16 protein-coding genes, 2 pseudogenes and 1 CRISPR repeat array are annotated in these 19683 nt (G+C 30.1%); of the genes and pseudogenes, 15 read left to right on the top strand and 3 right to left on the bottom strand.

All coding sequences use genetic code 11. From position 1 onward, the window contains the following. A pseudogene (locus BM077_RS04575) lies at positions 1–673 on the bottom strand (IS3 family transposase); the annotation flags it as partial. A gap of 242 nt (positions 674–915) precedes the next feature. Here BM077_RS04575 and BM077_RS04570 point away from each other — a divergent pair. Further along, positions 916–1974, top strand: a complete 1059-nt coding sequence (locus tag BM077_RS04570; RefSeq protein ID WP_089751023.1) for an AI-2E family transporter — start codon at positions 916–918, stop codon at positions 1972–1974. Positions 1975–2024: 50 nt separating this feature from the next. Here BM077_RS04570 and BM077_RS04565 read toward each other — a convergent pair whose 3' ends face one another. Together BM077_RS04565 and BM077_RS04560 are read right to left on the bottom strand one after the other, a co-directional pair. Then, positions 2025–3065 (bottom strand): GerAB/ArcD/ProY family transporter, encoded by a 1041-nt coding sequence (locus BM077_RS04565; RefSeq protein ID WP_255361649.1) that lies wholly within the window; start codon positions 3063–3065, stop codon positions 2025–2027. 191 nt (positions 3066–3256) lie between these two features. After that, entirely contained in the window at positions 3257–4141 is an 885-nt protein-coding gene (locus BM077_RS04560; RefSeq protein WP_218124701.1) for a hypothetical protein, read from the bottom strand. Positions 4142–4736: 595 nt separating this feature from the next. Between BM077_RS04560 and BM077_RS04555 the strand changes: the two genes are divergently transcribed. The 14 genes and pseudogenes from BM077_RS04555 to cas4 all read left to right on the top strand — a co-directional run bounded on the left by BM077_RS04555 (position 4737) and on the right by cas4 (position 18492). Then, positions 4737–5774 carry an aldo/keto reductase gene (locus BM077_RS04555; RefSeq protein ID WP_089751027.1) on the top strand — a complete coding sequence of 346 codons (1038 nt, stop codon included), beginning with the start codon at positions 4737–4739 and terminating at the stop codon, positions 5772–5774. A 30-nt stretch (positions 5775–5804) separates the two neighbouring features. Then, on the top strand, positions 5805–6455 hold the full coding sequence (locus BM077_RS04550) for a flavodoxin family protein (protein WP_089751028.1): 651 nt from the start codon (positions 5805–5807) through the stop codon (positions 6453–6455). 416 nt (positions 6456–6871) lie between these two features. Beyond that, positions 6872–7284, top strand: a pseudogene (locus BM077_RS04545) (transposase); the annotation flags it as partial. 301 nt (positions 7285–7585) lie between these two features. After that, on the top strand, positions 7586–7870 hold the full coding sequence (locus BM077_RS04540; RefSeq protein ID WP_089751033.1) for a hypothetical protein: 285 nt from the start codon (positions 7586–7588) through the stop codon (positions 7868–7870). A gap of 2 nt (positions 7871–7872) precedes the next feature. After that, positions 7873–8334: a hypothetical protein gene (locus tag BM077_RS04535; protein ID WP_089751034.1), complete on the top strand. Its 462-nt coding sequence runs from the start codon at positions 7873–7875 to the stop codon at positions 8332–8334. A 418-nt stretch (positions 8335–8752) separates the two neighbouring features. Then, a complete protein-coding gene (locus tag BM077_RS04530; RefSeq protein ID WP_089751036.1) occupies positions 8753–9697 on the top strand; it encodes a helix-turn-helix transcriptional regulator in 945 nt (314 codons plus the stop codon). 157 nt (positions 9698–9854) lie between these two features. Then, positions 9855–11693 (top strand): TIGR02556 family CRISPR-associated protein, encoded by a 1839-nt coding sequence (locus tag BM077_RS04525; RefSeq protein ID WP_176941736.1) that lies wholly within the window; start codon positions 9855–9857, stop codon positions 11691–11693. Beyond that, positions 11693–12607 carry a type I-B CRISPR-associated protein Cas7/Csh2 gene (gene cas7b, locus BM077_RS04520; RefSeq protein ID WP_089751039.1) on the top strand — a complete coding sequence of 305 codons (915 nt, stop codon included), beginning with the start codon at positions 11693–11695 and terminating at the stop codon, positions 12605–12607. Before BM077_RS04525 ends, cas7b begins: the two co-directional genes overlap by 1 nt. Positions 12608–12668: 61 nt before the next feature. Beyond that, positions 12669–13391, top strand: coding sequence for a type I-B CRISPR-associated protein Cas5b (gene cas5b, locus BM077_RS04515; protein ID WP_089751041.1), 723 nt, complete (start codon positions 12669–12671; stop codon positions 13389–13391). Between the two features lie 16 nt (positions 13392–13407). After that, positions 13408–15867 carry a CRISPR-associated helicase/endonuclease Cas3 gene (locus tag BM077_RS04510; protein WP_089751042.1) on the top strand — a complete coding sequence of 820 codons (2460 nt, stop codon included), beginning with the start codon at positions 13408–13410 and terminating at the stop codon, positions 15865–15867. A 16-nt stretch (positions 15868–15883) separates the two neighbouring features. After that, the gene (locus BM077_RS04505) at positions 15884–16573 is read left to right on the top strand and encodes a CRISPR-associated endonuclease Cas6 (RefSeq protein ID WP_089751044.1); all 690 of its coding nucleotides are present in this window, start codon (positions 15884–15886) and stop codon (positions 16571–16573) included. 24 nt (positions 16574–16597) lie between these two features. Then, a complete protein-coding gene (gene cas1, locus BM077_RS04500; RefSeq protein ID WP_089751046.1) occupies positions 16598–17578 on the top strand; it encodes a CRISPR-associated endonuclease Cas1 in 981 nt (326 codons plus the stop codon). A gap of 23 nt (positions 17579–17601) precedes the next feature. Beyond that, positions 17602–17892, top strand: coding sequence for a CRISPR-associated endonuclease Cas2 (gene cas2 / locus BM077_RS04495; protein ID WP_089751048.1), 291 nt, complete (start codon positions 17602–17604; stop codon positions 17890–17892). 9 nt (positions 17893–17901) lie between these two features. Continuing rightward, the gene (gene cas4 / locus BM077_RS04490; RefSeq protein ID WP_089751051.1) at positions 17902–18492 is read left to right on the top strand and encodes a CRISPR-associated protein Cas4; all 591 of its coding nucleotides are present in this window, start codon (positions 17902–17904) and stop codon (positions 18490–18492) included. Positions 18493–18751: 259 nt separating this feature from the next. Further along, positions 18752–19671: a CRISPR direct-repeat array (repeat unit 37 nt; unit sequence GTTATGATCAACATTCCATTAGAACAAGGATTGAAAC). Positions 19672–19683: the final 12 nt, after the last annotated feature.

Here is a 19683-nt window from a genome sequence, read left to right as displayed (position 1 = left end):
TTACCTTTAACATTTACATAAGTTAAATCACTGACTACAACATCTAGAGTTTGCTCTCTGTTAAATTCTCTATCAACAATATTTTCTATTTTTTCTTCATTACATTTTGTTGAATGAACCTTGTATTGTTTGACAGTATAGCTAGAAACCAGACCATATTTTTTCATGATACGGCCAATCCTTCTTCTAGATACTTTATAATCTTTTTTAGCTAATTTTCTTTTGATTTTCCTTGTTCCATAATTATTTCTACTCTTTTTAAAAATAGAGATAATTTTGTTTTCTAGATCACTGTCAGATGATTTTTTCTTGGGCTTATAATAAATAAGGCTTCTTGATACATTTAATGCTCTACACATGGCGCTAATACTGTATTTATTCCTATTTGCCTTAATAACAGCTACTTTCGTCCTAGTATCAGCGCCGCTTGCTTTAAAATATCATTCTCCATCTTTAGCTGTTGATTTTCTTTGCGTAATTTTATTAATTCTTTTTCTTTATCAGTTCTATTGTCTTTGGCCTTAAATGAACCTGAATTATTAAAGTCCTTTACCCACTTATGAACAGTAGATCTGGAAATATTATATTCTTTGACTATTTCACTTATCTTTTTGCCATTATCAACTAAGCTTACTATCTGTTTTTTGAATTCATCATTATATCTTTTCGGCATGATATATATACCTCCATATTATTGATTTTATCTTACTATTATATCATGTCCGAGAAATTTCTGTACAATTAATTATAACCTATCCACTACTATGAGAATAATAGAAAAGACGTATATAAACATAATTTAATTTCACCTCATTGAAGATATGTATTTTATCAGTTACTTTGTTTGGATATAATAATTATAATGTATCAGATTATTTATTAATTGTCAATTTAAAGTAAAGGAGGTAATAAATCATGTTTAAAGGAAGATTTTTTAAAATAGCTTATGGTATTCTTTTAATATTAGTAATAATATTTTTAGCAGGCCAGATTCCTTATGTAATGGATCCGTTATCAAAAGTATTATCTATTACTTTACTCCCGTTATTATTAGGAGGTTTTCTATACTATTTATTACGACCTATAATGAGGTTTTTTATTCCTAAGGTCAAAAATAAGACTTTAGCTATCTTAATTACTTTTATGATAGTCATTCTTTTCATAGGTGCTGTAATTTATTTTGGCGGAAGTATAATCTATAGTGAAATTAAAGAATTAGTTAAGTATTTCTCTCTTAATTATGATATTACAAGAGAAAGTCTTAATAAGATAATTGATTTTAATAATGAGCATCTTGGATTTTTAAAAGATTTCAATTTGCAGCAAAGGTTGATTACTTTTATCCAAGGTCTTCTAAACAAGATAAGTAACTATAACTTTATGGGAGCTTTTTCTTCGCTAACTAACTTAGGTACAATTATAGTTATGATTCCATTTGTATTACTCTATTTACTTAAGGATGACCATAAGATTTATCAATTAATTTTAGCGCTCTTTCCAGGTAAAGATAAGAGTGAGTCCAAAGAGATGTTAGAGGAGATTGATCAGATCTTATCTGCTTATATTAGTTCCCAGTTAGTTGTAGCATTCGTTCTAGGTATCTTAATGTTTGTTGGTTATCTAATTATTGGTTTACCAAATCCATTAGGGTTAGCTTTAATAGCGATGGTTACTTCTTTAATTCCAGTCTTAGGTCCAACTTTAGGTGTTCTTCCGGCATTACTTATTGCTTTAACTACTAGTCTTTTGGTGGTGATAAAATTATTTATAGTATTAATCATTGCTCAGTATTTAGAAGGAAATGTAGTACGACCTTTAGTACAAGGAGAGAAACTTAATATTCATCCTCTAGTTGTGCTCTTTGTAATCGTGATTTCTATCTTATTATTTGGGATATTAGGAGCATTATTTGCAATTCCGGTCTATGTAGTACTACGAGTAATAGTAAAACATAAGATTAATTTTGCAGGATGAGCATTACTTTAAAAGCACCCTTAATAATAGGGTGTTTTTTTATATCAAATCTAGGCAGTTTTTCCACTTACGCCCCTAATGATAGCTATTAATAATAAGATTAATGGAATTACTACTTCGATAGATAGAAAGATTAAATGTAGTTCTTCAAAAACAAACTTTAATAGCTCTTTAATATTCCCAAAAAGAATTATTGATAAGGCAACTTGAATAACTCCTAAGGGTAAAATTACTGGTTTGTAACTTTTTAGATTAAAGAATTCGGCAGTAGAGATTGATGAACAATAATAAAAGACAATAACCTTCATAAAACCTGCGCCTAACCAAATGATTACTATAAAAGGATCTATTCTAGCAATGAATTCAAAGGCTTCAATATAGCGGACTACCGATAACAATGGTAGAACAAAATTGTCTGCTTCGTAAATCCCAAATAAACCGATTATTTCAAATATGGTTGCCATAAACATAATTCCTAAGACTATGATAGAAGTAGATACTGATTTAAAGGATTTTTGTGGTTGCTTTACAGTTGGTATAATAATAGTTAATATAATTATCTCTGATAAAAAGAGCCATAATAAGTAGCTTCCCTTTAAAATTGGTTTTAATCCATCGGCTAATATTGGCTTGAAATTAGATAAGTCTAGTTCAGGTGTAATAAAAAAGAATAGAATAATTCCTATTAGTAAGATAGAAGGGAAGATTAGTTCATTAACTCGTGAAATAACTTCAATTCCATTACGAACTGCCGAAGCAGTAACTATTGCAATCGATATACTTATTATTAATATCGGGGTTTCACTCAAAAAGATACCATTCAAGATTGCAGTTAGCTCTCTAATAATGACAGCATTGACCGATATAAAGAATATTATATAAATAAGGCTAATGATGTTTCCTAAGATTTTGCCAGCGATTAAAGGACTATACCCAACTATTGTTTTATTTGGAAATCGAACATCTAACTTAGTGATGATATATCCTGATATTAATGTTAGGAAGGTAGCGATAATAGCTGAAAGCCAGCTATTCTGTTTTGCATACTTAATAATAATTGACGGAAAGTAGAGAGTAAGCGTTGAAAGTATAACACTAATAATTAACCACTGTAACTGTTTATGAGATATCTTACCTTTTTCTAAGATTTTTGATCACCCTTACTTAAGTCTAATTTTCTAACCCCAAGTGCGTAGTGTTCCCAAAGTGTATTCTTTATCATTTCTAACTCTTCTTTTTTACATTCGATAATTACAATAACTTCCGATGCTTTTTTGTTCTTCTATCTTTCTGAATATTTATTTGTTATGATTAGTTTTATGATCAATCCTAAAAGAGCACCAGTAGCTAAACCGATTAATCCCCACCAGATAGGTCCCCATTTTAGGACAAAACCATAGATACTACCAAAGAGCATAAATATAGTACCTAAAATAGCAGGTAAGTCAAATAGACTTAATCCATCAGAACTATGTAGTGTATCAAAGAGTTTTCGTTCTTCTCCTCGTTTATCCATAGGCACAGCAAGAATCTTATCCTTAGCAATACCTTTCACTTCGATTGCAGTAATGGCTAATTCTAAATGCTTTGAATGTTCAAATGTAGAGAAAATATACATGTTATCACCTTTAATAACTTCTTTATTAACGGGTATTGCAAAATTTTGATCTTGATAATTCTTGTTTAAAAATTTACTCTGTTCCCAGTCAAACAATTTATTTCTTTCTACAGTAGTTACATACGCATCATACGTTGCAAATAGAAGGATAGAAGGAATATTTAAGAAAAAATGTGGTTCAATAACCGATTTAGCTTGTGAAAACTGCCCAAGCAAGGAATAGTGAACAGCTGGGAGTAGATTAGAAAAATAGACATTTACCATCCACCAAGCGAGACCAAATAGAGCAGGGAAAAGTCGTAAGTCATAAAGTTGTCCGGTGCCAGGTGCCAAGAATGACCATGCTGTTGCTACCCAAGGTTTTCTTTTATCTAAATAATTAATCGTAAAGGAAGTCATCTTAAATGGCGTTATTGCAGCATCTTCTCTTGCGGCAAGTAAGTAGTCTTGATTAAGATCAACAGTTGCACGATAGCTATCCCAAATAGCAAAGATATAGGTTGGAATATAAAGTAAGAGCCATTTAGTGTTAAGCACTTCTTTTGCCATTTCAAATCTACCTGTAAACGAATAAAGAATCGCACGATTAATATTGGCGTTATAATTTATAATAAATTCCCAAATGAATAATGAGAATCCTCGTAGGTGCCTTGATAATAAGATATGTCCAAAGCCTGGATAGGCAGCAGACCACCAGGCAACTACAAATGGGTTTCGTAAATGAATCTGGGTTGCACTTATTGTGCCGATAAAAGCCTTTTGACGGCGAGGTAATAATTTTTTAGATTTGTCCATATTAGAGCTCCTTAATAATAATTACAGAGAAAAAAATATAATTACTAATTGTGCTTGTTCTTTATTAGTATTCAGAATATAACTTATGATTATTCATCTAAAATGTAGCAAGGAACCTCCATCTAAATCTTGTTTTTGATTAGGTGGGATAAGTTGACTAGAGAAGATATATTGAAGAATAGCATGGAAGTTATGGTATTCGGCATTAAGCTATCCGGTGATAGTTGGGATATTAGCACTAAACTTATGGTTCATTAGAAATAAGTTAAGTTTTGGGCAAGACTAAAACAAGGAAATTTTAGATTAAAGTAGAAATTAATAATACAAACGAATGTAAGGAGGAATTATATTGACGGAATTAAAATACAGAGAATTAGGAAGAACAGAAATTAAAACTTTTCCATTAGGATTTGGCGGTATTCCGATTCAGAGATTAAGTAAAGAGGAAGCTGTAAAAGTGATTCATAGAGCAATTGAAGGTGGCTTAAATTTTATTGATACTGCTAGACTTTATAATGATAGTGAAGAAAAGATAGGTGCTGCTCTTAAGAGCATAGATAAAAGAATCTATTTAGCGACTAAGACACCAGCAGGTACAAAAGAGGAAGCATTAGCAGATGTAGGTGAAAGTCTCAAAAATTTAGGTGTAGATAAGATAGATATTTATCAGTTACATAATGTTGATACAGAGGAGAAGTTTGAGAAACGCATGAGTGAAGGTGGAGCATTAGAAGGTTTGAAGAAAGCACAGGAAGAAGGAAAGATTGATTATATAGGAGTAACTGGTCATTCTACAGAGTTACTTATGAAGTTAGTAAAGACCGATGAGTTTGATACGGTTCAGCTCTGTTATAATTTTATAGAAGATGAGTGTGAGGAGGAATTGATTGATTATTGTCACGAAAATAATATTGGAATGATTGGGATGAAGCCTTTTGCTGGAGGAGCACTTGATAATGCTCCAGTAACTCTTAAATATATACTTAGACAAGATGGAGTAGTACCTATTCCAGGTATCGAAAGTGTTGAAGAAATTAATGAGAATATTGAAATTGCAAAAGGATCATGGGAATATACAGATGAGGAAGCAGAGGTAATGGAAAAGCTTAAAGCAGAACTAGGAGAAAACTTCTGTCGGAGATGTAACTATTGTCAGCCTTGTCCCAAGGATATTCCGATTTCAATGGTGATTAGAGCTAAATCATTTATCACGCGGATGCCCAAGGAAGCTATTACAGATGAAGAAGGTTGGATTTATGGAGGCTTCGAAAAAGCTAAGAAATGTATAGAATGTGAAGAGTGTATAGAAAGATGTCCTTATAATCTTGAGATTCCAGAGCTTATTAAAGATAATTTAGAGATTATGGATGAGTTCCGGAATAATTGATAATTAAAATAAAAAGGAGATGTATATTCTATGAAAGTATTAGCGGTCAACGGAAGTCCTAGAAAGGAATGGAATACGGCAACACTTCTTAATGAAGCACTTGAAGGGGTAGATTCCGAAGGAGCAGAGACAGAGCTTGTACATCTTTATGAGCTAGATTATAAAGGTTGCATAAGTTGTTTTGCTTGTAAAAAGATTGACGGTAATAGTTATGGAAAGTGTGCTGTAAAAGATGAGCTAACTCCAGTTTTAGAAAAAGCTGAAGAAGCTGATGCCATTATCTTTGGTTCTCCTATCTATTTTGGGAGGGTCACTGGAGAAATGAGATCTTTTTTGGAACGGCTATTATTTCAATACTTAGTGTATGATCAGGAACACTCTAACCTTTTAGAAAAGAAGATATTGACAGGTTTTATTTATACGATGAACGTTAATAAGGAGCAAATGAAAGAAATAGGGTATGAACAAAACTTTAAGAGTACAGAAATGATGTTAGAGAGGATTTTTGGATCATCAGAATCACTTTTGGTGACCGATACTTATCAATTCGAAGATTATTCTAAGTATGTTACAACAGCATTTGATGAGGAAGCAAAAGCAAAGCGTAAGGAAGAAGTATTCCCAAAGGATTGTGAGAAAGCTTTTGAAATGGGAGCAAGGTTTGCTCGACAAAAGAGCTAAATAAGTAATTAGAATAAGAATAAATTATGTAGAATTAAAAGAAATGATATTTAAAAAACTCCTGACTGTTAAAAAGTTAGGAGTTTTTTAGTAGAAATCAAGTACACTTATTACTTAGTCACTTATGACCAAATAATATACTAACAAATATAACTATTGATTTTAAAAATAATATCGTAAAAAGCAGAATACTAAGAACTTTTATCTAAGTTATATGTATTAAGTTTATACTAAAATGATCAAAAGTAGTTAGTCATAAGGGAGGAGTAAAAAATGCGAATAATGAAATTATAAGCAGGAGAATAGGAAATTTTATCTAAACTAATAATAGAGAGCTATATAGCCCCCTAACAGAATTGGAGAAAAAGTGTGTTAGTGGTATAATAGAAATATAATCAAATTTAGGGGGAATTAATATGGCTAAACGAAAATATTCAGACGAACTAAAAGCACAAGTCGTTAAAGAATGTAGAGAAATTGGTAACATTGCTTTAGTTGCTAGGAGACATGATATTTCTAAGAATACAGTTTATAGTTGGGTTAATAAAGCTAAGAAAAATGGTTCTGTTAAGTCACTACCCAAGAATAAAGACAAACAATTTAAAGAAATTAAAAAACGATTAAATAAGTTAGGTACTGAGAATGATCAACTTAAAAAGTTATTAGCTGAAAAAGAACTAGAACTAGCTATTTTAAGAGATTTGAGGGATCAGTCAAACCCTCAGTAACCGACAGAGTTAAGGTTGCTCAAAAGTGGATAAATAGAGACTATAAAGCAGTTATAGTCTTGGGCGAAGTAGTAAGCGATTATATGGATTATTATAACAATAGATATAGACATGGTAGTCTTGGTGATAAATCACCAGCCAATTATTATAAAGCTATCAGAAATAAAGAAATTGAAGCCTGAAGCCTTTATTGCATAAATTGAAAAACTACGAATGACTGAGTATAACAAAGATATTCTCCATTATTAGGGGGTTAAGCCGAAGTTGACTTGACTTTTAAGAATAAATTATGTAGACTAGAATTAAGAGAAATAAAAAGTGAGTATTAGTTGTGTAATATTATTAAGTTTATCATATAATAATATTATATCAGTATTCTTTTTATTTCGAGGAGGGGTATGTATGGATTTGATAATTGATAAAAACGATTTAAAAAATATTGATAAAAATATCAAATATATATTTGAATTACAGAAAGATAATTATAATGAAATTAAAATTAATAATAAAGATTTAACTTTAGCAACTAAAAGTTTAAAAAACTTATTAGATAAAAAAAAGATAAGTCAAAATCAATACAAAATATTATCTAGAACAATTATTTCAAACTATATATATAATGAGTTTGAAGAAAAACTAGATAAATATTTAATGAAAACTATATATAAGATGTTTAGGGGGGACTAGTATTGGTTAATTCAGAAGAAAATGAAGAAACTAAAGAATTTGAAACTACTGAAAAAGGGGATGAGCATATTTCAGATTCTGAAGAAGTTGACCCTGAAAAGATGGGGGAAATATTAGAAGAATTACCAGAAGAAGAAGAGAAAGTATTAAAGCAACTAATGATATCTAAAAGGAGTATGACTTCTTCACCTTTTCCTCCACAATTTCTTGATAGTATCAATGATAAACATATTGATAAATTATTAGAGATATCTGATAAAACAGAAGATAGAGAATTTGATTTGAAAAATAAGCGAGAAAATCACAAACTAATATATGTTCTCTTAAGTATAGCTTTATTTGTATTTTTAACTGTTTATTTAGCTAAAGATAGTAAGGATATATTCCTAGACGTACTAAAAATTGGTCTAGGATTTTTAGGAGGTTGGGGAGCAGGTACATATACTAAAAGTCGAAATAAATAATACAAAGACAATCATATTATTGTGGTTGTCTTTTTTTGTTATGATTGGCACCTCTTTTTAAGGCGTTTTTTTCGGACATTCACACCTATATTCTAAAGTGGTAAGATAACCTAATGATCGGTGTGTTCTGTGATTATTATACTAGTATACATAATTAAATAACTGATATAAGTAAGATATTATAAATTCTAGCTTTAATTATATCTTTAGTTTTTGCATCAAAGCACTCTTTTGTTAAAATTTTTGATACCTTTGCAGAGTTGTTAATGTTTTTAACATATATTGATTTTATCATTTTCCAAGGACTCAAATGCAAAAATAAATTAGCTTTCAAAAAGGAGATTGATGGATTAATATACAATTAATTGTAATATAAGTTAAAATTCAATTATTTTTACATATTTATGAGGAGGCCATCATGAGTAAAGCTGCAAATATGTTAAATATGTTAATGATCTTAAGATCTAGAGGTAAAACTAAAACAAAAAGATTAGCTAAAATATTAGAAGTTAAACCTAGAACGGTTAGACAGTATAAAGATGAGTTTGAGCAAGTAGGAATTTATATAGGATCTATCCCTGGAAGGAATGGGGGTTATTATATAGAGCGTGATAATACAATTTTAAATCTAGGTATTAATGAAAATGAGTTTTCTATTTTAAAGAATGCTAAGGAATATTTAGGACAAAATGGATTTATGTTTATTGATGAATATGAGTTAATTTTAGATAAGATAAATTCTAATTTGCAAAAGAAACAGGATATTGAAAGTATAGGGAATTTAGTATTAGATTCGATTCCTAATGTTGATTTAGAAGAAGAGAAAGTAAAGTATAGTAATATGCAAGAAGCTATAATTATGATGAATAAAGTAAAGATTAAATACTTCTCTCTGACTTCAGGTCTTAATACTAGAGTAATAAGACCGTATGCGATGTATATTTATCAAGGTTTTTGGTATGTTATGGCTTATTGCGAGTTAAGAGATGCAATTAGACAGTTTAAGCTATCCAGGATAAAGACTTTAGAAGTATTAGACCAAGAGTTTAAACGACCTAAAGACTTTTCTGTAGGTAAATATTTAGAGGATACTGTAGGGATAGTTTATGATGAAGAAAAGTTTGATGTGGAATTAAAGATTGATTTTTCAATGTCAATTAAGGTGAGTGAAAAAATATGGGTTAAAAATCAAGATATAACTTTTAATGAGGATAATTCTATTATTTTCAGGGCTAAGATGACTGGGTTAGATGATCTTGTAAATTGGGTATTAGGTTTAGGAAGTAGTGTTGAAGTTATTAAGCCTGAGGAGTTAAAGCAACGAGTAAAAGATGAAGCTAGGAGAATTTTAGCAAAAAACTAAATTATTCTTATTTGTGACATGATTACTTCCACATAGTCTGTTATAATATGGTTAAAGTTGAGATAAATTAATTTTTTAGTTTTATTTTTTATTGTGTGAGGTAATGATTATCTTTTAAAGAATGAAAATCAATAAAGTATTAAGAGGAGGTGTTAAGGTGATTCAAGCATTAAAAGCAATGGGAGATTATGTACAAGAAAATTCAAATGAAAGTCTATTATCTCAAGTAGTAGATAATCCAAATTCTAATGGTAAGTATAATACGGTATTAGTTATTGTGTTTAAAGAGGAAGATGGTGAAGTACAATTTGATGAAATTAGAGTTGAAGAGTTTACAAAACAGAAATTGGACAAGTATGCATATAAGTATGGGAGTCCTCGAGGTGGAGATTTAACTCCTACTTCTAAAATAACTGATTTAGAAAAAACTTTTAAAAGGATTAAGAGGCCATTAGATAAACTATGTAAAAAATTAGATAGTAAAACAAGAGATGAAGAAATAATAGCATCTATTAATGATATTATCAATAATGATGAAATTAGTAAGAGTATTTATGATAAATTGGAAGCAATAGATTATGAGGATAATGCTGTACTAACAATTGGACTCAAAAATAATAAGGACAAATTAAGATATGTTGGAGATTTTGAAGATTTCACGCAATCTTTAATGGAAAAATATGAAAAGAAGTTTTACTATAAGAGTTCTTATCGTAAAGCAGAAAAAGAGTCTATTGGTGAAAATGCTATTTGTTATATCTGTTCTCAAGAGGCAGATAGAACTTATGGTTATGTTAGTACCTTTGCCTTTTATACTTTGGATAAGAAAGGTTTTACTCCTGGGGGGTTTAAACGGGGAGAAGCTTGGAAAAACTATCCTGTTTGCCCTGAATGCGCTAAAACATTAGATTTAGGCAAAGATTATTTAGAAAAAAATTTATCAGCTAGATTTTGTGGAATTAATTACTTTATTATTCCTAAAACAATTTTTAGTAGTGATGGTATAGATAGAGAAGAATTATTTGATATATTAGAAGACTTAGAAGAACGCCGAAAGATGTCATTAGAAGAAGATAATAGAGAAGCTTTAACTAATGCTCAAGATGATATTTTTGAAGTAATGAGTGAATTTGATAACTATGTTAATTTTAATTTAATGTTCTATGAAGAGCAGAATAGTGCTTTTAGAATCTTACTCTATATAGAGGATGTGCTTCCTTCATATATTAAAAATATATTTGAAGCTAAGCAAAATGTTGATAAAGAAGATGTTTTTAAAGGTTTAAAAGGAAAAGATGAAATGTTTAATTTAGAATTTAAGTTTAACTTAATTTCTAATTTTTTCTATGTAGGACAAATAAATAAGCCTGATTTTACTAAACAGTTTTTAGAGATTACTAATAGTATCTTTAGAGGACAGGAAATTTCATATCAATTACTGATTGATAGATTTATTTCGCATTTACAGGAGAAGTTTAGAAATAATGAAGTAACTAGTTATGATAACCTAAAGGCGTTAATGATTCTTAAATTTTTAATGAACTTATGTCTATTATCTGAGACTGGAGAGGAGGAGATAAGAGTGACAAATGTGAAAAGTGACTATCGAAAGAGAATAGATAATTTTTTAGATCAGCATTCTGATGTATTAAATTCTAATGTAAAGAGAATGGTCTTTTTAGAAGGAGTATTAGCACAAAAATTACTTAATATTCAGAGAAGAGAAAGAGATGGCGCTACTCCGTTTAGGGCAAGATTAAATGGATTGAAGTTGAATGAAAAGATAATTAAAAGATTATATTCTGAGATTATTAATAAGTTAGAAGAGTATGATAAGAATTATTATAAACAATTAGAAGAAATGATAGCTGATTATATTTTAGAAAGTAATTTTGAAGCTGTGTCTAATAATGAGCTTTCGTTTTATTTTGTAACAGGGATGAATCAAGCCCATAAATTTCAGTTTGAAAATAACAGTAGGGAGGATGATGAATAATGAGTGTTGTTGATAAAAGAAGTGAATTAGTCTTTTTATATGATATTAAAGATGCTAATCCTAACGGTGATCCTTTAGATGCTAATAAGCCTAGAATTGACGAAGAAACGGGTATTAATTTAGTTACTGATGTACGACTAAAGAGAACAATTAGGGATTATTTCTTTGAATATAAAGGTTATAATGGCGAAGATAATAAGGATATTTTTGTAAGGGAAATAGGGGCAGATGATGGAACGATTCAAGATGGAAAAATGAGAGCTAAAGATTTCAAAGAAGACCCAGAAAAAGTATTAGAAAGTTGTATTGATGTACGATTATTTGGTGGAGTTATTCCTCTATCTGGAGATTCAATTACATATACCGGACCAGTTCAATTTCAGATGGGACGTTCTTTACACCCAGTAGAATTAAAGTATATTAAAGGGACTGGTGCTTTTGCTTCAGGTTCAGGAAAGAGTAAGAAGACATTTAGAGAAGAATATGTAGTTCCTTATTCATTAATTGGATTTTATGGAATTGTAAATGAAAATGCTGCTAAAGAAACTAATTTAAGTGAAGATGATGTAGAACTATTAATCGAAGGAATGTGGAAAGGAACTAAAAACCTAATTACTCGTAGCAAGATGGGACAAACGCCGCGATTATTGTTAAAGGTAAATTATAGTGAAGAGAACTTCTTTATTGGTGAATTAAAAGAATATATTAATCTAGCTACTGATAAGAGAGAAGAAGAGATTAGAGACGTAAGTGATTATAAACTTGATATAACGGCTTTAGTTGATATTTTGGAAATTAATAAAGATAAAGTAGATAGTATTGATTACTTGGTTAATCCACGGATTAAGTTTATAAATGATGGAGATGATGTAGAGCTTGAAGATTTAGATAAATTTACAAAAATCAAATTATAATTTTAAATAATGGGAGGTGAACTTTAGGTTCATCTCCCATATTTAGAAAGGGGTTATAATTATGAATAAGGTATTAGTCTTTGATATTTGGGCTGAGTATGCTCATTTTAAAAAATATTATACTACTACTTCGCCCTTGACATTTGCTATTCCTCCTAAGACAACACTGTATGGACTAATTGGAGCCATTTTAGGCTTAGATAAAGAAGAATATTTAGAGTCTTTTCAAGAAGGAAAATGCCAAATAGGAATTGAAATTAAGAAGCCAATTAAGAAGACAAGAATCAATTTAAACTTAATAGACACTAAAAAAGCTAAGTTAATGTCTAGGATAGATACCCGGACTCAAATCAAAACTGAGTATCTTAAAGATGTGAAGTATAGAATTTATTTTCAACATCAGGTTGATGAAATCTATGATAAATTAAAGCAACATTTGATAGAACATAAGGCAGTATATTCTATATCATTAGGTCTAAGTGAGAATTTAGCTAATTTTGAGTTTGTTGGTGAGTATGAGGCGGATAGGGTAGATAATAATGAGGATTGGGTAGATTTGAAAACAGTAATGAGGATAGATAGTGGTTATTTAAATAAAGGAGATATTGATTTTAGTCAATCTGATAGAGAATATTATTCTGATAAAGTTGCTTTAGAGATGAAGCCAGACCGGGAAGTAATAGATTATGCTCAGATTGTTTTTGAAGGAAGCGGGAAAACGATTAAGGCTAAACCTAAGGCGTATTACAGGTTAGAGAGTGGTGAAAAGTGTCTTCTATTATAGCTAAGGAGGAATAGAGATGAGACAATTATATTCTCATCCAGATAAATTGCTAAAGGATCATTTATATAATGTTTATAAGTTAGGAATGGAGAAGTTTAGAAGTAAAAATTTGAATTTTAATAATGTAGATGAAATTGAGTTGATGACTAAGGTTATTTTAATCAGTCATGACTTTGGTAAAGCTAATGAATTCTTTCAACGGAAACTACAGCTGTCTACTAAAGGAAAAACGAAATGTAAAGAATATCAAGAGTTAACCAAACAAGGTAAGAATAAAAGTAACCATAGTTTATTATCAGCTTTATTTGCTTATTATATATTGGATGAATTAATAGATGATAGTTTATTGAGCTTGTTTGGAATGATAATTGTTTATCGGCACCATGGTAATCTTAATGACTTTAGGGATATGATTAGAGTTAAAGATTGGCGATTGTTAGAAGAACAGTTCGTTACTGTACCTTTAGAATCATTACAAGAGATATTAGACCGCGTTAGTCTTGAGGTTGATATTACAAACCTTACTTTTGATGAATTTAAAGATAAGTTAGATAGCTATAGATTTAGACGTAAGGTAAGAAAATTAAAGAAGATCTTAGTAGAAGAAAGCAATTACTTAATTGTTAATTTAATTTACTCTATCCTTATCTCTTCTGATAAAGCAGAAGCTATCTTTTATAGTAAAGGATTAAGTTATGATAAGTTAGAAGAATTAGTATTAAGTAGGAGAGAGGTTGATTCTGAGGTTATTGATAAATATAAGAGATTAAAGGGTTGGAATGAACCTGAGAATAAAATGGATGAACAGAGAAATAAAATTTATGATGAAGTAATAGAAAATGGAATGACAGCTGATTTAAGTGAAGATAGGATTCTATCAATTAACGTTCCAACTGGAACCGGAAAGACATTATCATCTTTGGCAACTGGCTTAAAGTTGCGGGAGAGAGTAGGACAGAATTATAGATTAATTTATACTCTTCCTTTCACCTCGATTATCGATCAAAATTTTGATGTTTTTACCGATGTGTTTTCTAAGACGGGCCTTCAAGTAGATAATTCTTTATTAATTAAACATCACTATTTAACGCCTAAAAGTTATAGCAAAGATGATTACGATGATGAGGAATATGATATATCTAAACATTTAATTGAAAGTTGGAATTCAGAAATTATAGTTACTACTTTTGTGCAGTTATTACATTCTATCTTTTCTAATCAAAATAGAAGTTTACTGAAATTTTATAATATCTCCAATTCAATTATTCTTTTAGATGAAGTACAGAATATTCCGCATAGGTATTGGGAGTTAGTTAAAATAATGCTCCAAGAGATTGCTTATAAATTAGACTGCTATTTTATATTTATTACTGCTACTATGCCGTTAATTTATAGTGAACAGGAGAAGGAAATTAAAGAATTAGCTATTAATAAAAGAGAACACTTCCAATTTTTTGATCGGATTAAACTTGACTTATCAGAGATGAAAGATGAAAAAACATTAGATGAGTTTAAGGAATTCATTATTTGGGAACTAGAAGATTATTCTAATAAGAACTTTTTGATTATTTTAAATACAATTAAGACTTCAATTGAAATCTATGAATATATTAATGAGTTAGTAGAAGACGGGATAATAGAAGGGGAAACAATCTATTTATCTAGTAATATTGTGCCTAAAGAAAGAGAGAAGAGGATTAAAAAGATTGGCAATAGTAATCAACGACAGATTATCATTTCTACACAAATGGTAGAAGCAGGAGTTGATATTGATTTAGATAGGGTCTATCGTGATTTTGGACCATTAGATGCTATTAATCAGACCTGTGGGAGGTGTAATCGTAATTTTGATTCTGATAAAAAGGGAGTAGTGACCTTAGTTAAGTTAATTAATGAGGATCATGATGATATATTATACGCTAGTTATATTTATGGAAAAACATTACTTAGAAATACCGATGAGCTATTATCTCAACTACCAGATATAGTAAAAGAAAAAGAATTCTTTAAAATAAACAAAGAATATTTTAAAAAGGTTGATGATGTTAAGAGCAATGATGTTTCTATAAATTTACTAGATAAGATTAAAAAATTAAAGTATAAGAAAGCGTTTTGGAATGATGAAGATGAAAAAGGTGAAGTATTTAATCTAATTGAACAAGATTTTGAGACGGTTAATATATTTATTGAGTTGGATGAAAAAGCTCATGAAATTTGGAGGCAGTATAGAAGTATTAATGAGATGGAGATTAATAGAGTTGACGACTATAGTAAGCGTAAAGCTAAATTTGAAGAAATTAAGAGAGAATTTTTAGGTTATGTAATTACTATCCCCACACAAGTAGCTAGGGAACAGTTAGAAGATGAAGAGCTAGAAAATACTTTTAATTTAGTTGATTTTGATCAATATGAAACGATTTATGATGAAAGAACAGGATTTAAAAGAGATAAAACAGAAGTAGATACTTTCTTTTAAAAGGAGAGAATCGACAATGCCACAGATTAAAAAAGCTATTTTACAATTTAATATTGAAGATGACTTATCATTACGCTATGGACATAAGTTACGAGGTTTCTTCGCTAATAACTTTGCAGATGTTTTATTCCATAATCATAAGGAAGATGGGAGCTATAGGTATGCTTACCCTCTAATTCAATATAAGATTATTGGCGGCAAGCCAACAGTAATTGGATTAGTTAAAGGAGCGGAGTTGATAATTAATAACTTTTTAGATATAAATCAATTGACTTTAGGAGAAAAAGAATATATTCAACCAGAAGGTAGATTAGAGGTAGTTGATGAAGACTTGGAAGTAATAAGTAGCTTAGAAATGCCAAAATTTAAGTATGAATTTTATTCTCCATGGATGGGACTTAATCAGAAAAATCACAGAAAGTATCTAAAGAAAATAAAAGATCAAGGGGATAATCAAAAGAGAGAATTTTTTAAAAGGATATTAATCGGCAATATCTTAACTTTTGCTAAGGGAATGGATTGGTGGATTGAGGAAGATATAAAAGTAGTTCCAAATTTAGAACCGATAGATATACAATTCAAGAACGAAGATATGATTGGGTTTGTTGGTGAATTCTATTCTAATGTTTCACTACCAAAATATATTGGCTTAGGTAAATCGACAGCTCGTGGATTTGGAACGATATTTAAAGAGGAAATCATTTAACAAATCGTCATTTGAGGTGTAAATATGCAATTAGTCATTAATACGTATGGTAGTTATCTCCATCGCGATAAAGGATGCTTTGAACTTAAAACTGAAGATAAGAAGATGAAGATATCTACGAAAAAGGTAGATTCTATTTTGATTACTACTGGCGCAGCTGTTAGTAGTGATGCCATTAAATTAGCTTTAGATAATAATATTGAGATTCAGTTTCTTGATCAATATGGACGCTCCGTAGGTAAGGTCTGGCATTCAAAATTAGGTAGTACTACTTATATTAGAAGACGACAATTGGAGATAGCTGAGACCGAAGAAGGTACCCGGTTAGTTAAAGAATTAGCACTTCAAAAAGCAAGTAATTGTATCGATCATTTACATGATTTAGGGATTAAAAGAAGTGAAAAGAAGCAAGACTACATTAATAATCTAATTAAAGAAATGGAAGAGATGAAACGTAGGTTAAATAAAGTTACAGGACTTATTGATGAAGTCAGAAATAGATTAATGGGATATGAAGGGAATGTAGGACGCAAATACTTTAAAGGATTAAGCTATTTAATATCTGATAGATATCAATTTTCAGGAAGAAGTTTTAGACCAGCGGAAGATGAATTTAATTGCTTGTTGAATTATGGATATGGAGTTTTATATTCTAAAGTTGAAAAGGCGTGTATTATTGCTGGGCTAGACCCGTATGTTGGTATTTTACATACTGATGGTTATAACAAAAAATCTTTTGTTTTTGATGTAATCGAGCCTTATCGACACCATATTGACCGAGTAGTAATGAAGTTATTTAGCAGAAAGAAAGTACGTAAAGCTTACTTTGATGAAATCTACGGTGGTTTTACGTTAAATGAAGAGGGAAAGAAGTTATTGATTAAAGACTTAAATGAATATTTTGACCAACGGATTCGGTATGATGGGCGGGATATAAAAATTGCGGATACGATTCAATATGATCTGCATAAGATTGCTAATCGGTTAATTGAGGATGAGATTTAAGCTTCAATAAGGGGGAGGATATCATGTTAGTTTGGTTTGTTTACGATATTGTCGAGGATAGGCCGCGAAGAAAGATTTCTGAAAAAGCTATTGAGCTTGGGTTACAAAGGGTCCAAAAGTCAGTATTCTTAGGTAATGTAGAGGAGACAACTGCGGATGAATTATTGCTTTATTCTGATCAGATGATTAATGAAGAAGAGGATTCGGTCTATATGTTTCCAATGTGCCAAGAAGATTTTAAGAAGATTGAGATTTTAGGTCAAGCTTTTGATAAAGCAATGGCTAATAATGAGCTAAAAACTCTCTTTTTGTAGGTGATAATTATGAATGAAAGTATAAGTATTACTCCTTCGGAAGTTATTGAGTATATGTACTGTCCGCGATTTATTTATTATATGCTCTATTTAAAGATTCCTCAACGAGAAGAACGCCGGTATAAAGTACAATTAGGCAGAGAAATACATGATAAGAAGACTAAAATCAACAAAGATTATTTAAGAAAGAAGATAGGAGTTAAGAGAAAATTAATCGATCAAAAACTAAGCTCTGAAAAGTATAATATTCATGGGATAATTGATGAAATACTATTTTTAGAAGATGAGACTGCTGCTTCTTTAGATTATAAGTTTGCTAAGGATAAAGGAAGACTATACAATACGCATAAGTATCAAGCAGTAATGTATAGTATGTTAATTGCCGATAATTATGATATAGAAGTGAATAAAGCTTTCTTAGTCTATATTAGAAGTAATAATAAGTTAAAAGAGATTAAGATAGAGCAGAATGATTTTAAAAAGGTTGCAAGAATATTAAAAGAAATAATCCAAATAATAGATAAAGGTTACTATCCTAAGGCAACATCTTATAAGAGAAGATGTAGAGATTGTTGTTATCGTAATATATGTATTAAATAATGGAGAAAATATGCAGGAGAATAAAGTTGTATTGGTCAATATATGGTATAGAGGTAGTAATTCTGAGGTAAAATTATTGATGTATAAATATACGAACCTTGATAATTTCTATAGTGATAGCCTTTAAGGAAGGTGAAAATCCGCGGCATTTTGCCGAAAAGAGGGCTAAATGTATAGATATACGGTCTAAAATCGGCGACTTTCTTTCTAAGCAAATGTCGATGAGGCCTGTTATAATAGGAATCTGGTTCAAAAACGGGTTATGATCAACATTCCATTAGAACAAGGATTGAAACAATTAAAAGAATTTGAAAGCCCTGACACTAAAGAGGGTTATGATCAACATTCCATTAGAACAAGGATTGAAACGTTTCTATATCTACATTAGGGTCAGTCATTAACAAGGTTATGATCAACATTCCATTAGAACAAGGATTGAAACACAAGTTGGAATGATTGGGGTACACCATCTGCAAGTGGTTATGATCAACATTCCATTAGAACAAGGATTGAAACGATAGTAAAATAGTATAAAAATAAATTAAAAATAACTTGTTATGATCAACATTCCATTAGAACAAGGATTGAAACCACGTCTGTCACGCGGTGTAAAAGACTCATTCCCTGTTATGATCAACATTCCATTAGAACAAGGATTGAAACTCTATAGCATAATCTAAATGTCGTAAATCAACCTCAGTTATGATCAACATTCCATTAGAACAAGGATTGAAACATTAGTATTAAGATAACAATAAAAAATAAAAATAAAGTTATGATCAACATTCCATTAGAACAAGGATTGAAACAAGAAACAACTATAGATAAAGAAGAAGTTGAAGAACAAGTTATGATCAACATTCCATTAGAACAAGGATTGAAACTAAATTAGATAGTAATGGAAATGTTATATCTCAATTTGTTATGATCAACATTCCATTAGAACAAGGATTGAAACTATTATAAGTTATGTGATAAATATGAGGAATTTGAGTTATGATCAACATTCCATTAGAACAAGGATTGAAACTACATTGATCCTAATAATATAATAGAAAAAAATGGAAGTTATGATCAACATTCCATTAGAACAAGGATTGAAACAAGAAATCTTTTCTTCCATACCCTTCCTCCCCTAATTGGTTATGATCAACATTCCATTAGAACAAGGATTGAAACATAATGATAAAC

The organism is Candidatus Frackibacter sp. WG13 (genome assembly GCF_900114655.1).
Taxonomy (GTDB): Bacteria; Bacillota; Halanaerobiia; order Halobacteroidales; family Acetohalobiaceae; genus Frackibacter.
This window is presented reverse-complemented; position numbering and strand designations above follow the sequence as displayed.